Raw genomic sequence first — 15138 nt, forward strand, 5'->3', positions numbered from 1 at the left:
CTCTCGGGAGATGGATCGGCGGATATCGAGGGGAACTAGGCGGCGGACGCGTGCTGGATGACGACGTTGCCGAGGGCGCTGCGCGCATACACCCGCACGGTGTGCTCGTCGTCCTGCGCACCGTCGACCGGCCCGAGCTGGTTGTGCACGGCGCCGCTCGCGACCGTGGTCTCCAGCCGCGCCGCGCTACCCGGACCGATACCGACCTCCAGATCGCCCACCGAGGTCTCCAGCCGCAGCACACCGCGGGTGGCCTCGCCGATCCGGATATTGCCCTGGGCGGTCTTCGCGGTCACCGAACCGAGCGGACGCTCGACGACGATGTCCCCGGCCGACACCTCCAGCACGCAGTCGCCGAGTTCGCCGGCGCCGAGGATCCGGCCCACACCGGCGGTGCCCCGGAACGCGGAACCGGTCGGCACCTCGACGGTCACCTCGATCGACGGGTTTCCGCCGAAGGGGGTGTAGGTTCGCCAGTCCTTCGGCGTCGTCACGGTCAGGGCGCCGTCGGCGAAATCGATCCGCGTCTGCTCGGCGGCGCGCACGTCGGCCTTCTTGGCCGCGTCGGCGGGACGGACCGCGACGACGGTGTCGGTGCGGTCGGAGGCGATGACAGTGACGGCGCCGGACAGCACCTCGACGGCGACGGCGATCGGTTCCGGGGTCTGGAAGGTAGGCATGGTGTTCTCCTGTGCTCTGCTGGGAATCGGGCGGCGGGATCGGGGGATCCGGCCGGTGAACCGGTCCGCGGCGCGGATCGCTGTGCTGTTCACGAGAACTACTGTCGCCAACCCGGCTGATATCGCACTGATGCCGGGCTGACATGCCCGCTGACATACTGTTTCCGCTGGTCACACGGGTTGTGTTCAATTTCGCCGGTGTTCTTGTCAGCCGTGGACCGGGCGATCTCACACGGGTCGGCCGACCACGGCAGAATGATCCGGGTGCGAATCGGGATGCTTGGAACGCTCGACATCCGGGCAGATGACGGTGAAGTGATCGAGGTACCGGGCGCCCGGTTGCGGGCGCTGTTGATCGCCCTCGCACTCGAACCCGGCCGCGCGGTCCCCAAAGCGACGCTGGTCGACTGGATCTGGGGTGAGCAACCGCCCGCCGACGCGGCGAATGCGTTGCAGGCGTTGGTTTCCCGGCTCCGGCGGGTGCTGCCGGACGGTTCGCTCGACGGGCAGGCGGGCGGCTACCGGCTGGCGGTGGATCCGAACGCGGTGGACGCGTTGCGGTTCGAACGGCTCCTCGATCAGGCTCGTGGCGGCGACGTCGTCCGCCAGACGCACCTGCTGCGCGAGGCCCTCGCGCTGTGGCGCGGGGCGCCGATGCAGGACATCGATGTGCGCGACAGTGCGGCGGTCGAGGCGGTGGTCACCCGCTTCGAGGGGTTGCAGCTGGCCGCGCTGGAAGACCTGTACGAAGCGGAGATTCGCCTCGGGCGCGGACCGGAGCTGGTCGCCGAACTCACGGAGTTGGTGGCCCGGCATCCGGTCCGGGAACGACTGGTCGCAGCGTTGATGCGGGCCCTGGCCGCGGCGGGCCGCGGCGCCGAGGCCCTGCTCGTCTACCAGCGGGCCCGCGAAGCACTCGCCGACACACTGGGTGTGGATCCCGCACCGGAACTGTCCGATCTGCACGTGGCCCTGCTGCGCGGCGAAGCGGGACCGCGAGACAGCGAACGCAAGACCAACCTGCGGGCCGAATTGACCAGCTACGTCGGCACATACACCGACGTCGCCGCCGTGCGCGAACTCATCGCGAACCACCGGCTCACCACCTTGACCGGTCCGGGCGGCTCGGGGAAGACCCGGCTGGCGCTGGAAACCGCACGCACCCTGCTCGACGATCTGCCCGACGGGGCCTGGCTGGTGGAACTGGCGTCCGTGGGCGCCGGCGGTGACGTGGCGCAATCGGCGCTGGCCGCATTCGGGCTACGCGACGCACTGCTCGGCGGCACACCGGATGCGGAACCGGTCGACCGGCTCGTCGCGGCGATCCGCGACCGCGAGACGCTGCTGATCCTGGACAACTGTGAGCACGTGATCGACGCCGCGGCGGCCTTCGCTCACCGGGTGCTCGGAGAATGCCGGGGCCTGCGGATTCTCGCCACGAGCCGGGAACCGCTCGGCATCACGGGCGAGGCGCTGTGGCAGGTGGCGCCGCTGGCGCTGCCGGCCGAAGACGCGGAGCCGGCCGAGATCGAATCCTCTCCCGCCGTGCAGTTGCTGCGTGATCGGGCCGGCGCGGTCCGGGCCGATCTGGAGATGACCAACCCCGCCACCCTGTCGACCATCGCGCGCGTCTGCCGTGCCCTCGACGGCATACCGCTGGCTATCGAGCTCGCCGCGGCCCGGCTGCGCACCATGTCCCTGGACCAGCTCGCCGACCGCCTCGACGATCGGTTCCGCCTGCTCACCGGCGGCAGCCGCACCGCCATCCCGCAGCACCGGACGTTGCGCGCGGTGGTCGATTGGAGCTGGGAACTGCTCACCGACGCGGAGCGGACGGTGCTGCGCAGGCTGGCGGTCTTCGCGGGCGGCGCGAGTCTCGAAGCGGCCGAGCAGATCTGCGCGGACATCTCCGACGAGCCGGGGGAAGTCGAGCCGTGGGAGGTGCTCGACTTGCTGACGGCACTGACCGAGAAGTCGCTGCTGCTCAACACGGCCGACAGCGAACCCCGCTACCGGATGCTCGAAACGATCAGACAGTACGCATACGACCGCCTGGTCGCGGCCGGTGAATCGGAACGCGTACGCCGGCAACATCTTTCGTACTTCACGACCCTCGCCGACACCGCGGAGCCGCATCTGCGCCGCGCCGAGCAGCTGGAGTGGCTCGCCAGGCTCGAGGCCGAACACGACAATATCGCGGCCGCCCTGCGCGGCGCGCTCGCCGACGACGACGCGGCGGGCGCGCTGCGGCTCGCGGCGGCCGCCGGCTGGTACTGGTGGCTGGGCGGGCACAAAGCCGAAGGGATGGAACTGATTACCGCCGCGGCACGAATCGGCGGACACGAAGGCGCCGCGGCGGAGACCGGCGACGACGAATTCCGGGCCAGGGTCTACGGCCTGATCGTGCATTTCATGAGCTCCGGGCCGAACGACGAGCACCAGGTCGCGGAATGGGTCCACAAGGCCTACCACCTCGGACGGAACAGCGAATCCGACTATCCGCTCCTGGCATTCATCGGCGCCCTGCAACGCATGTTGCGCGGCGGAGACGAGTTCCTGACCGCCTTCGAACCGTTGCTCACCCACGACGATCCGTGGGTGCGGGCGTTATCCCGGTTACAGGTGGGTAAGGCGCGGATCGCCCTCGGCTTCCCCGGCCGGGAGGCGGACGAGCACCTCGAGACGGCACTGGCCGAATTCCGCGCGCTCGGCGAGCGCTGGGGAATGTCGTTCGCCCTGACCGAGCTGGCGAACAGGATCGCCATGCGCGGCGAATTCGTCACCGCCTGCGCACATCTCGACGAGGCCATCGCGGTCGTCACCGAGGTCGGCGCCATCGAGGACGTCTTCCTGATCCGCGCGCGCCAGGCTCAATTGTATTGGCTGCTGGGCGATGCGGAGGCGAGTGCCGACGCCATGACCGAGGCGCAGCGGTACGCGGACCGGTCCGCCTGGCCGAACGCTCTGGCCGAATTCGCCTTCACCAAGGCAGAACTGGCCCGCTGGCAAGGCGATACGGAACAGGCCCGCCGGCAGATCGAGATCGCGACATCCATGCAGGGCGGCGACACCGACCAGAGCTACGTCGACGCCTTGACAAACTATCAGCTGGGTTGTCTCACAACAGATGTGGACGCCGCACGCCCACTGCACGCCGCCGCGTTGCGAGCCGCGACCGGTGCCGGCTACGCACCGCTCACCGCCTTGATACTGGTCGGGATCGCGGATCTGGCGTCACGGGCCGGACAGGACGAACAGGCGGTCCGGTTGCTGGCGGCCAGTGCCGCGGTTCGCGGACTGGTCGACCGATCCCAGCCGGATGTGGAGCGGATAGAGCAGACAGCACGACGCCGCCTCGGTGACCAGCGGTTCACCGAGGCGACGGCGGAAGGGGCACAAGCGAATTGGCAGGAATTGGCGGCGGCTACGCTCGCTTGTTGAACGTGGCACGCGACCAGAAGAATCCGACCACGGCGAATCCGGCGCACCAGGCGAGCGCGGCGGCGGTGTAGCCGCCGGACGGGTGTCCTTCGAGAAATCCGCGCAGTGATTCGATGATCGGCGTGAACGGCTGGTACTGCGCGAACTGCCGGATGCCCTGGCCCATCTTGTCGGCCGGCACGATCGCGCTGCTCACGAAGGGCAGCATGATCAGCGGCACCACGCTCATACCGGCGGATTCCGGTGTCTTCGCGGCCATTCCCAGCGCGACGGTGAGCCACGACGCCGCGAACGAGGTCGCGACCATGATGCCGATGGCGGCCAGCCAGTCCGTCGCACTGGCCGGCGGGCGGAAGCCGAGCGCGAAGGCCACACCGATGACGGCCGCGATGGCCACCAGGTTGGTCAGCATGGTCGCCGCCACGTGACCGATCAGGATGGCGCTGCGGGACACGTCCATGACCTTGAACCGGTTGATGATGCCCTTCGCCATGTCGGAGCTCACCGATACCGCGGTGCCGGACAGGCCGTAGCTGATGGCCAGCAGGATCAAACCCGGTGTGGCGTAATCGATGTAGTGGCCACCGACATCGAAGGCGTTGCCGAAGACGTAGACGAAGATCAGCATCATCACGACCGGCATCAGTGCCGCGTTGAAGATGGTGACGGGAGTGCGGGCGATGTGGGTGAAGTTGCGGCCCAACATCATCGACGCATCGGACAGGGGCGCGGGCAGGGTGATCGTACTCATCGCGGTGAAACCTCCGTGGTCGCGTGACCGGTCAGGGAAAGGAAGACGTCGTCGAGATCGGGGGTGTGGACGGTGACCTCCTCGGCCTCGACCGAGGATTCGGCGAGTCGATCCAGCAGGTGGCGCAGCGATTTCGTGCCGCCGTTGCCGGGCACGCGTAAGGTCAGCGCGCTGTCGTCGCGGGTGGCGCCGGGCAGGCTGTGCGCCGCCGCGTCCAGTTCCTCGGGTTGTGCGAACCGGAGCTGGATGTGGCTGCCGGGCACCAGGCGCTTGAGGTCGTCGGGGGTGCCTTCGGCGACGAGGCGGCCCTGGTCGAGTACCGCGATCCGGTCGGCCAGCTGATCGGCTTCCTCCAGATACTGGGTGGTGAGGAAGATCGTCACACCCTCGGATGTCAACTCTCGCACGATGTCCCACATGGTGCGCCGGCTGCGCGGATCCAGGCCGGTCGTCGGCTCGTCGAGGAAGACGATCTGCGGTTTGGTGACCAGCGTCATCGCCAGATCCAGCTTCCGGCGCATACCGCCGGAGTAGGTCGCCGCCCGCTTACCCGCGGACTCCACCAGATCGAACCGCTCCAGCAGTTCGGCAACCACCCGCTTGCCGGCATCCCCGCGCAGGCGATGCAGCCCCGCCATCAGCCGCAGGTTCTCCTCTCCCGTCAGCAGATCGTCCACCGCCGCGAACTGCCCGGTCACCCCGATCGCCGCCCGGACGGCCTTGCCCTCGGTGGCCAGGTCGTGTCCCGCGATCCGAGCCGTTCCCCCGTCGGCCTTCGCCAACGTGGTCAACACGTTCACGGTCGTCGTCTTCCCGGACCCGTTGGGGCCGAGCAGCGAGAAGATCGTCCCGGCCTCGATGGTCAGGTCGATCCCGTCGAGGATCGTCTTGTCCCCGTACGCCTTCCGCAACCCGGAGGCGGCAATTGCTGTGCTGTTCATGGGGACAACTGTGCGGTGGCCGGCTGATATGCCCCTGACGTCGGCCTGACACGATCGCTGATATGGAGTTTGCGCTGGTCACCGCATCACATCGTGAGGACCATGCGGTAGCGGGCGCGGCCCTGCTCCATATCGGCGTAGGCCTGCGCCGCCTGTTCGAGCGGTAGTTCCTGAATGCGCGCGCGGACGCCCGATTGCACCGCGAACTCCATCGTTTCCTCGACATTGCGCGCGGTGCCGGACGGATGGCCGATGACCCGCAGGCCGGGGACGATCAGCTGCATCGGGCTGATAGGCAGGGGATCGGCCGTGACGCCGATGGTGATCAGCTCACCGCGCGGCTGCAGCCCGCCGACCGTATCGGCCATGGCGGCGGAATTGCCCGCCGTCGCGAGGACGACCGCCGCGCCCCCGAGTTCCCGCAATGCCTCGCCGACCTCGACCGCGGTCGAGTCGATGTAGTGGTGGGCGCCCAGCGCGCGGGCGTCCTCGGCCTTGCCCGCACCGCGCGCTATCGCGATCGTTTCGAAGCCCATCGCACGCGCGAATTGAACGCCCAGGTGCCCGAGTCCGCCGATGCCGAGGATCGCGACCCGGTCGCCGGGCCGTGCCCTGCTCTCACGCAGGGCGTGGAAGGTGGTGGACGCCGGCACACCCCATCGGCGCGGCCTCGCTGAACGACAGCTCGTCGGGGATGCGGGCCAGCGCGTTGGCCGGGACCGTCACCGACTCGGCGTATCCGCCGGGGTAGTGCCAACTGGGAACCCGCAGATTCACGCAATGAATGAAATCTCCCTGCCGGCAGGGAATGCACTCGCCGCAGTGCCCGCCGAACCAGCCCACCGCGACCCGGTCGCCGAGCGCGTAGTTGTCCACGCCGTCGCCGAGTTCGGCGATGATGCCCTCCGGTCTGCGGACGTAGCAGAGCCGGAAGATGTGCTCGTCGTGCTCCACCGAGGGTTCGGCGACGGGAAGAACGGCCGGTGTGGAGGCAGGCAGGGAAACCCCCATTTCTTAGGTTTTACTGTGAACAGAATCAGTCTCCGGAAAATTAGGCTACCCGGGTTTCGCAGTCGATTGATCGGGTAGAGAATCCCGGCGGCGAGAGATTGGAACCAGCACGCCCGGCGAGGGTTCCGTGTACCGAATTACACGCCCCAAATTTTCTCAAACCCCTCCCCAACTGCGATTATGAGGCGACAACACGCTGCCGAGATTTCATCACGCATCGTCACCGAGAGCAAGAATTCAAATTCTGGGCATACGACCAAATTATACGAGTAGCCGACTCGAAGGCCGCCGGATGTGATCCGAACCATTTTTACGAAACGCTGCTAACAGGACGCGAAGCCGGGTCGATAAACGCCATACAACTGAAAATCGTATCGGAAAGAAATGATGTACCGACAACGACAGGAGAAGTCCGATGGACCTGTCCACCGCATTCAACCTCTTTCTCAGCGCGCTCGGCATCAACCTCGGTGCGGGCGGCCAACTCGGCGCCGGCACCGGGTCGTCCTGAGCGCCCTTGATCGAGCCGGGCCGGGCAGGGAGCCACTCGCCCCCGCCCGGCCCGGCCTGTGGCCGAAACGGTACGGGTCGTCGCGTGCAGCGACCTCTATCCACCTGCCGCGCGGGTGAATCGGCCCGCGAGTGCCCGTAGGTGTTCTGTCAGTTCCGCCGGCGACTCGACCTCGAATTCCACATCGAGCATGCCGACCACCAGGGCCACCAGAGCGTAGGAGTCCGAACCCATTTCGAGTCGGCAGGTGTGCTCGTCGATGGGGGTGACGAGACCTTCGATGCGGCCGGCGAGCTGCTCGGCCGGGACATGGACGCGCATGACCGACCGATACGGCCACATCGCGAAGCCCATCGTGCGGCGCAGGTAGGCGACCACATCGCCGTCGGGCGACGGGCGGTGCGCGAAGCGCGGGCCGTTGGGCGTCCGCAGCGACATGCGGTCGACGCGGAAGGTACGCCAGTCGGCCCGGTCGCAGTCCCAGCCGACGAGATACCACCGATGGCTCCAATGCGCGATGCGGTGCGGCTCGACGCGGCGCCGGGAGTCGCCGCCGGTGTGGCTGCGATAGTCGAAGCGCAGCGTCTCGGCGGCGCGGATGGCGGCGGATATGGCGGTGAGCTGATCGGCGTCGACAGCGGGACCGGGATCGTAGCGGGGCGGCATGGCGACCACCGCGCCACGCAGGGTGTCGACGCGGTGGCGCAACCGGGCCGGAAGTACCTGCTCCATCTTGGTGAGCGCGCGCAGCGAGGTCTCCTCGATGCCGGCGACAGTGCCGGTGGTGTTGGTCTGCAGTCCGATCGTGACGGCGACCGCCTCGTCGTCGTCGAGGAGCAGCGGCGGCAGTGACGCGCCCGCGCCGAGTCGGTATCCGCCGACCGGTCCCATCACGCCGTGCACCGGATATCCCAACTCGCGCAGGCGATCCACGTCGCGCCGGATGGTGCGGGTGGTGACGTCGAGTCGTTCGGCCAGCTCCGTTCCGGTCCAGTCGCGATGTGTCTGCAACAGCGACAGCAGCCGTAACAGCCGCGCCGGCGTGGTCTCGGGCATGCATCGATCATCTCGCATGTGTAGGACCGTTTCCGTCCTATACGGGACGGATGCTCTTCTCATGACCGATACGACGATCACCCCGTTCCACATCGATATCCCGCAGGAAGACCTGGGCGAACTGAATTTCCGGCTCGCCCGCACCCGATGGACCGATGCCCTGCCCGGTGTCGGCTGGTCCTACGGCGTCGATCGCGACTACCTGATCGATCTGGCCGAGTACTGGCGCACCGGCTACGACTGGCGCGAACACGAGGCGAGGTTGAACAAGGTCCCGCAGTTCGTCACCGAAATCGACGGACAGACAGTGCATTTCATGCATGTCCGCTCCCCCGAACCCGACGCGACGCCGCTGATCGTCACGCACGGCTGGCCCAGCACGCCCGCCGACTTCCTCGACATCCTCGGCCCGCTGACCGATCCGCGCGCATACGGCGGGGATCCGTCCGACGCGTTCCACGTGGTGGCGCCGTCGGTGCCGGGATTCGGATTCTCCGGCCCCACCCACGAAACCGGTTGGGACGTACCGCGAGTCGCACGCGCCTGGGCAACGCTGATGGAACGACTCGGCTACGAACGCTACGGCGCCCAGGGCGGCGACTACGGCAGTCTCATCGCCCCGGCCCTGGGGCGGGTCGCACCGGACCAGGTGATCGGTGTGCATGTGAACGCGCTGGCCGACGCCGCGACCGCGAGCGGCTCCGGCCGGGAACTCGCCGACCTGTCGGAGGCGGATCGCGCGAAGGCGATCGCGAACCAGATGTGGTGGTACGGACACAACGGCTACGCGACCCAGATGGCCTTGCGGCCGCAGACCATCGCCTACGCCCTCAACGACTCACCCGTCGGCCAACTCGCCTGGAATCTCGAATGGTTCGTCGACTGGGATCCGACGGCCACCGACCAATCGCCGATCGACCGCGACATGATCCTGACCGATGTCACGACCTACTGGCTCACCGGCACCGCCGGCTCCGCGGCCCGGATCTACCGGGAGTCCGGGGCGTCGTGGGGCAGTAAACCCGAGCCCTCGGGCGTGCCCACCGGGGTCGCGAACTTCCGGGGCGATCGGGCCGTGCGCGGCCTGGCGGAGGCGGCCAACACGGTCGTGCGCTGGAAGGAATACCCCGTGGGCGGCCACTTCGCTTCTCTCCAGGCGCCGGCGGAGCTCGTCACCGATATTCGCGAATTCTTCCGTTCGGTCGCCGGCTGACCCACCGGGGCCGATTGCGCGGCGGCACGTAATCGCTTATCCCGCAGCGGAATCGGCCCCGGGCGCGACCGCCCACGCTCCCTCGATCATCGCGAAGATCTCGTCCACCGCGGCATCCGGATCGGCCGACTCGCGGGCCAGAGAGTAGGCGTCGATCACGAATCTCGCGATCGTCCGGCAGGCCGTCGGCGTGCGGGGCAGTTCGGGGTCCGCGGCGATGGCCGTGGCCAGCGACTCGGCGTGCCGCAGCCGCATCGATTCCTCGTACTGCCGCAGGGCCGGCGATTCGTCGATCATGCGCCAGATCGGGTCGGCGCCCGCTGCCGTGCAATGTCGCACCAGCGCGAGAATCTCGCGACGCAGCGCGGGCACGAGCGGCTCATCCGCCGCCCGCTCGGCCACCGCCCGGGTAAGACGCTGTTCGAAGTCGTCGTCGCGCTCGAATACCAACGCTTCCTTCGAGGGGAAGTAGGAAAAGAGCGTGGTCACGGCCACGTCGGCTTCCGCCGCGACATCCCGGATGCCCACCGCCTCGTACCCGCGCTCGAGGAAGAGCCGTAACGCGGTATCGGCGATCTTCTGGCGGGTCGCGGCCTTCTTCCGCTCACGACGTCCGGTCGGCGCAGTCACCTTTGGATGCTATCAACTATGAAAAACTAACAACTACAAAACACTAACCGTTAGTGTTATCGTCGGCCGTATGAAGAAGGTGAGCTTCGCCGAGTTCGGCGGTCCGGAAGTCCTGCGACTCGTCGATGCCGAAGAGCCCCATGCGGGTCCCGGGCAGATCCGCATCGCCGTGCGCGCCGCAGGCGTGAACCCCGTCGACTGGCGGATCCGCGAAGGCCAGTTCCAGCAGGCCCATCCGCTCGAGTTGCCCGCCGGAGTGGGACAGGACGCGGCCGGCGTGGTGGACGAAATCGGCGAGGGCGTAACGGGTTTCGCGATCGGCGACCATGTCTTCGGCGAAGGTTCGAGCACCTACGCCGAGTTCGCGGTGCTGACTGCCTGGGCCCACATGCCCGACGGGCTGCCGTTCGACGAAGCGGCCGGCTACCCCTCCGTGGTCGAGACGGCACTGCGCATCATCGACCAGGTGGGCGTGCGGCCCGGACAGACCCTGCTGGTCAGCGGCGCATCCGGCGGCGTCGGATCGGCCGTGCTCCAGATCGCCCGCGAGCGCGGCATCACGGTCATCGGCACGGCCGGCGCGGCCAACCAGGACTACCTCCGCAGCCTCGGCGCCGCCGCCACCACCTACGGCGAGGGCTGGGTCGAGCGCGTGCGCCGACTCGGGCGTATCGACGCGGCCCTCGATCTGGCCGGCTCGGGCGTCCTCCGCGAACTCGTCGAACTGACCGGGGACCCACGGCGGGTGATCACCATCGCCGACCTCGGCGCACCCGAATTCGGCGTCCGATTCTCCGGCGCAGCGGGAAGTATGCCGAACGCGCTCGGCGAGGCCGCCGATCTCATCGCGCGGGGAAAGCTGCATATCCCGGTGGAACAGTCGTACACGCTCGCCGATGCCGCCGCGGCACACATCGACAGCCGGGCCGGGCACACGCGCGGGCGCCGAGTCATCGCCGTATGAGCGTTCGAGAGTCGCAACGGCTCGGACGATCAGCGGGCGTATCGTGACGTGTCCACGGGAATCGTTCCCCGACAACGCAATAGCTCACATCCGTACCGGTGACAGCGAGCTACGGTGCAGACAAGGGCAGCGGCGTCCTCGACCACACATCAACTGGAGCGGCCTGCCCGACGCCGTGAGGACCCGCTCGGCGACGATCGTTGCGTCACAACATCGCATCGTCTTGTACGATATCTTGTACAAGCTCGACGAAGGGGCCGCCATGACCGCATTACCGATCTCGACCGTGCGCCAACAGCTGTTTTCGCTGGTACAGCAGGTCAACGACGACCACGACACGGTCACCGTCGTGACAAAGAGCGGTGAAAACGCGGTTCTGGTCGCGGAATCCGATTGGAATTCCATTCAGGAGACGCTCTACGTACTCGCGACCCACGGCGGGGTTCGCTTGCTGGAGTCGGCGCGCGAAGCGCAACGAGGCGAGATCGAAGCGCGAGAGTTGCTGGACCCGGATGCCTGACCGAAAGCTGGTCTTCACATCCTACGGCTGGGAAACCTACTCGTCGTGGCTCACTCGGGATCGAACGGTTTTGCGGGCGGCGAACAAGCTGATCACCGCAGTCCTCGCCGACCCTTTCCGAGGTATCGGAAAACCCGAGCCACTCAAACACCAGCTCGCCGGAAACTGGTCGAGGCGAATAACCCGGGAACATCGCTTGATCTACTACGTGACCGAAACCGAGATCGTCATCATCGGTGTGGGCGGGCATTACGACGATTGATCGCCGACCGCGACGTCGAATTCTCGCCAGCACGGTAAGGCGGCGAACACCAAGATCGTGGGCATGACGGCGGATGTGATGACCACCTTGGGAGCGTTCTACGCGGCCGAAGCGGCCTATCTCACGGAGGGGGCCGCGTTCGGTGAGATGGCTCGGCATCTGGCGTCCGATGTCGTCATGTACCAGGCCTCGAGCCTGCCCTACGGGGGCGAATGGCACGGACACGACGGCTTTCGGCAGTTCATCGCCGCAATGGGCGACAGCTGGGACGGACTATGGTTCGACGACCAGCAGTTCCTCAGCGACGGCGACCGGGTCGTCGTCTACAGCCGGGGGCGCTTGCGGGCGCGCCGCACCGGACGCGAACTCGAAACCTCACTGCTGCAATGGATCAGCTTTCGAGACGGCCTCATCACCGAGTTCCGGCCGTACTATCAGGACACCTCGGCGGTCCTGGCGGTGCTCGACGAGCAGGCGTAGGCCGCTCGTAGTCACCACGATTCGATCAGCGGGAGATCGTGTTCCTGCCGCTGCCATTCCTCGGTGAGGCGGCCGAGTCGCTGCCGGGCGGCGATACCGCGCACGCCCGCGATCTTGTCGTCGCGGACCTCCAGAATCAGCACACCCACGACGCGATCGTCGAGCGTGGCGAGCATGGCCGGGCAGCCGTTGACCACGGCGGCATGGATGGCGGGCGAGCCGCCGGCGAGTTTGCGCTTCGCCGGAGTCGGTTTGAAGCCGGCCCGCACCGCACTGGCGATCCGCTCCGGCGTCGCGTACCGGATAAATTTCGCGGCCCATCCCAGACCGGCGCCGTCGGAGATGCCGGTCGCGTCGTCGGTCAGCAGTGCCACCAACTGTTCGGTCCGGCCCGAGGAGGCGGCGACGACGAACGCCTCGACGATTCGGCGCGCGGTTGCCCGGTCGGTTTCGGTGGTCGTGCCGGCGGCGGCGATTCGACGTCGCGCCCGGTGCAGATATTGCTGACTCGCGGATTCGGTGATGTCGAGGATTTCGGCCGTTTCGGCGTGGCTGTACGAAAAGGCTTCGCGCAGTACGTAAACGGCACGTTCGATCGGCGACAGTCGCTCCATGAGCATGAGGACCGCCAGGGTCACCGATTCGCGCTGCTCGACGGTATCGGCCGGGCCGAGCATCGGGTCGCCGTCGAGCAACGGTTCGGGCATCCAGGCGCCGACCGCGCGTTCGCGACGCGTTGTCGCCGAACGGAGGCGGTCGAGCGCCAGATTGGTGACGACCTTGGTCAGCCACGCCTCGGGCACCTCGACGTACCCTCGGTCGGCGGCCTGCCACCGCAGGAACGCGTCCTGCACCGTGTCCTCGGCGTCGGCGGCCGAGCCGAGCAGACGGTAGGCCAGCGAGGCCAGCCGATTCCGACTGGCCTCGAAACTCGCCACGGTGGCGGTATCCATGAGCACGACTCTAGGCGGCGACCACGGGCGCCGAGTTCTCTCGGATGCCCGCCCAACGGTACCTGTGACTCGGCTTCCCGAAGTTCGGGTGGCTCAGGCTCCAGGCGGCGGTGTCGAGAATTTTCGACTTGACGACCGCAGCCGACCGGCCACACAGGGCCCACGACTTCGCGTGCGCGTCGCCGTCGACCAGCTGGAAGATCCCGTCCTTGCGACCGAGGCTGATGTGGTTGCCGACATACGACAGCGAGGTCGTCGGTATCTTGCGTCCGGTCCGGTCGCCGATGATCGCCGCGGTCGCCTGCATCCCGGTGAATCCGGCCGACGCACAGGACATCGGCAACGGGCGGCCGTTCTCGCCGATGACGAAGACGCTGTCCCCGGCGACGTAGACGTCCGGATGCGAGACCGACCGCATCTGACGGTCGACGGTGATCTGACCGTTGGCGACCACCTCGAGACCGCTGGCGGCGGCGATCGGGTGGACGGCGAAACCCGCGGCCCACACGGTCGCGTCGGACGTGAAGACGGTGCCGTCGGTCGCGACCGCGGCCTCCTTCTCGACGCGCCCGATCGTGGTGTGCTCGTGAACCGTGATGCCGAATCGGTCGAAGGCGCGCAGCAGATGACCGCGGCCCTTCGCGCCCAGCCAGCCGCCCAATTCGCCACTGGTGACGAGGCCGACTCGAAGTCCCGGCCGGGATTCGGCCAGTTCGGTGGCGGTCTCGATCGCGGTCAGATTACCGCCGACGACCAGCACTTTTCCGCCTTCGTCCAGATCGTCGAGGCGGGCGCGCAGACGCAGGGCCGCCGGGCGCGCGGTCACGTGGAAGGCATGCTCGTGGACGCCGGGAACTCCTCGGTCGGCCGCGGTGCTGCCGAGCGCGTAGAGCAGCGTGTCGTATTCGAGCCGGTCGTTGCCGGCATCATCGGCGACGGTGACGGTCCGGGCCCCGACGTCGACGGCGGTCACCCGTGCTACGCGCAACCGGATGCCCGTACCCGCGAATATCTCGGCCAGCGGCCGATGGCGCAGTTCCTGCCCGGCGGCGAGCTGATGCAGCCGCAACCGCTCGACGAAATCGGGTTCGGCATTGACGACGGTGATGTCGAAGTCGTCGGCGTGCAGTTGGCGGGCCAGGTATCCGGCGCAGAAGGTTCCGGCATATCCGGCCCCGAGAACGACGATGCGGTGCTTCATGATTCGCTCCTGTCTGGTTCGCGTGCTGCCTGAACGAGACAGAGCGCGAATTCCTGACAGGAGCGAGTAGTGATGTGAGTCACACCGCCGCTGCGGGGTTCGATCAGTCCTTGCTTACCGGTTCCGCGAGCTCGGCGGTTCGTGACGAGCGCTGCGCCTTGATGCTCGCCTGCCACTTCTCGAAGTCGGCCCGCATCGCACCGATCTGACGTTCGATGGCGTCCTGGGTGTCCGACCACCAACTCTGCGCGGCCTCCCGGAGATCGGACGCGGTCTTCTCGAACTCGTGCCCCTCATGTTCGAGAGTCGCGGTCAGCTTTTCGCGCCGAGCCTGCAGTGCGGCACGGCTCTTGTCCCGCGCCCCGGCGGAGGAGTCTTCGAACTGCTTCACCTTGACCGCGAGATCCATCAGTGATTCCGACAACGGTTTCATATTCTTGCCCTCTCGAAGCGGTGCGATCCCCGGCAGGATCCCGTATCCGTCGCTGTCCAGCGTCGCCTTCCCCGTCGGCCGAACCAAGGGC

14 protein-coding genes and 1 pseudogene are annotated in these 15138 nt (G+C 67.5%); 6 read left to right on the plus strand and 9 right to left on the minus strand.

The genetic code is table 11. The features are described from left to right. Window positions 1-35: 35 nt before the first annotated feature. A complete protein-coding gene (locus NE2_RS15285) occupies window positions 36-773 on the minus strand; it encodes a DUF4097 family beta strand repeat-containing protein (RefSeq protein ID WP_233429790.1) in 738 nt (245 codons plus the stop codon). A 222-nt stretch (window positions 774-995) separates the two neighbouring features. Between NE2_RS15285 and NE2_RS15290 the strand changes: the two genes are divergently transcribed. After that, the gene (locus tag NE2_RS15290; RefSeq protein WP_233429791.1) at window positions 996-4121 is read left to right on the plus strand and encodes an ATP-binding protein; all 3126 of its coding nucleotides are present in this window, start codon (window positions 996-998) and stop codon (window positions 4119-4121) included. Here NE2_RS15290 and NE2_RS15295 read toward each other — a convergent pair. The 4 genes and pseudogenes from NE2_RS15295 to NE2_RS15310 all read right to left on the minus strand — a co-directional run bounded on the left by NE2_RS15295 (window position 4105) and on the right by NE2_RS15310 (window position 8391). After that, window positions 4105-4872, minus strand: a complete 768-nt coding sequence (locus tag NE2_RS15295; protein WP_063026675.1) for an ABC transporter permease — start codon at window positions 4870-4872, stop codon at window positions 4105-4107. The two genes, NE2_RS15290 and NE2_RS15295, sit on opposite strands and share 17 nt — an antisense overlap. Beyond that, complete coding sequence (locus NE2_RS15300; RefSeq protein WP_063026677.1) at window positions 4869-5813, minus strand: ATP-binding cassette domain-containing protein; 945 nt, start codon at window positions 5811-5813, stop codon at window positions 4869-4871. Before NE2_RS15300 ends, NE2_RS15295 begins: the two co-directional genes overlap by 4 nt. An 86-nt stretch (window positions 5814-5899) precedes the next feature. After that, window positions 5900-6716 (minus strand): annotated as a pseudogene (locus tag NE2_RS15305) (zinc-binding dehydrogenase); the annotation flags it as partial. A gap of 715 nt (window positions 6717-7431) precedes the next feature. Then, window positions 7432-8391, minus strand: coding sequence for a helix-turn-helix transcriptional regulator (locus NE2_RS15310; protein ID WP_063026679.1), 960 nt, complete (start codon window positions 8389-8391; stop codon window positions 7432-7434). A 61-nt stretch (window positions 8392-8452) separates the two neighbouring features. On the opposite strand from NE2_RS15310, the gene NE2_RS15315 reads away from it, so the two are divergent. Beyond that, entirely contained in the window at window positions 8453-9604 is a 1152-nt protein-coding gene (locus NE2_RS15315; RefSeq protein WP_106958513.1) for an epoxide hydrolase family protein, read from the plus strand. A 36-nt stretch (window positions 9605-9640) separates the two neighbouring features. Here the strand turns inward: NE2_RS15315 and NE2_RS15320 are convergent, their stop codons facing one another. Next, complete coding sequence (locus NE2_RS15320) at window positions 9641-10234, minus strand: TetR/AcrR family transcriptional regulator (protein ID WP_063026681.1); 594 nt, start codon at window positions 10232-10234, stop codon at window positions 9641-9643. Window positions 10235-10304: 70 nt separating this feature from the next. Between NE2_RS15320 and NE2_RS15325 the strand changes: the two genes are divergently transcribed. The 4 genes from NE2_RS15325 to NE2_RS15340 all read left to right on the plus strand — a co-directional run bounded on the left by NE2_RS15325 (window position 10305) and on the right by NE2_RS15340 (window position 12460). Continuing rightward, the gene (locus NE2_RS15325; RefSeq protein ID WP_063026683.1) at window positions 10305-11198 is read left to right on the plus strand and encodes an NADP-dependent oxidoreductase; all 894 of its coding nucleotides are present in this window, start codon (window positions 10305-10307) and stop codon (window positions 11196-11198) included. A 262-nt stretch (window positions 11199-11460) separates the two neighbouring features. Beyond that, complete coding sequence (locus NE2_RS36270; RefSeq protein WP_063012442.1) at window positions 11461-11718, plus strand: type II toxin-antitoxin system Phd/YefM family antitoxin; 258 nt, start codon at window positions 11461-11463, stop codon at window positions 11716-11718. Further along, on the plus strand, window positions 11711-11980 hold the full coding sequence (locus NE2_RS15335) for a Txe/YoeB family addiction module toxin (protein WP_063012445.1): 270 nt from the start codon (window positions 11711-11713) through the stop codon (window positions 11978-11980). The genes NE2_RS36270 and NE2_RS15335 overlap by 8 nt, the downstream gene beginning before the upstream one ends. Window positions 11981-12043: 63 nt before the next feature. Continuing rightward, complete coding sequence (locus NE2_RS15340) at window positions 12044-12460, plus strand: nuclear transport factor 2 family protein (RefSeq protein WP_218018612.1); 417 nt, start codon at window positions 12044-12046, stop codon at window positions 12458-12460. A gap of 11 nt (window positions 12461-12471) precedes the next feature. On the opposite strand, the gene NE2_RS15345 is transcribed toward NE2_RS15340, so the two are convergent. The 3 genes from NE2_RS15345 to NE2_RS15355 form a co-directional block, all read right to left on the minus strand. After that, window positions 12472-13413, minus strand: coding sequence for a sigma-70 family RNA polymerase sigma factor (locus NE2_RS15345; RefSeq protein WP_063026689.1), 942 nt, complete (start codon window positions 13411-13413; stop codon window positions 12472-12474). 10 nt (window positions 13414-13423) lie between these two features. Then, window positions 13424-14614 carry an NAD(P)/FAD-dependent oxidoreductase gene (locus tag NE2_RS15350; RefSeq protein ID WP_063026691.1) on the minus strand — a complete coding sequence of 397 codons (1191 nt, stop codon included), beginning with the start codon at window positions 14612-14614 and terminating at the stop codon, window positions 13424-13426. 103 nt (window positions 14615-14717) lie between these two features. Further along, complete coding sequence (locus tag NE2_RS15355; RefSeq protein ID WP_063026693.1) at window positions 14718-15134, minus strand: hypothetical protein; 417 nt, start codon at window positions 15132-15134, stop codon at window positions 14718-14720. Between the last annotated feature and the right edge of the window lie 4 nt (window positions 15135-15138).

It is taken from the genome of Nocardia elegans NBRC 108235 (assembly GCF_001612845.1).
Lineage (GTDB): Bacteria > Actinomycetota > Actinomycetes > Mycobacteriales > Mycobacteriaceae > Nocardia > Nocardia nova.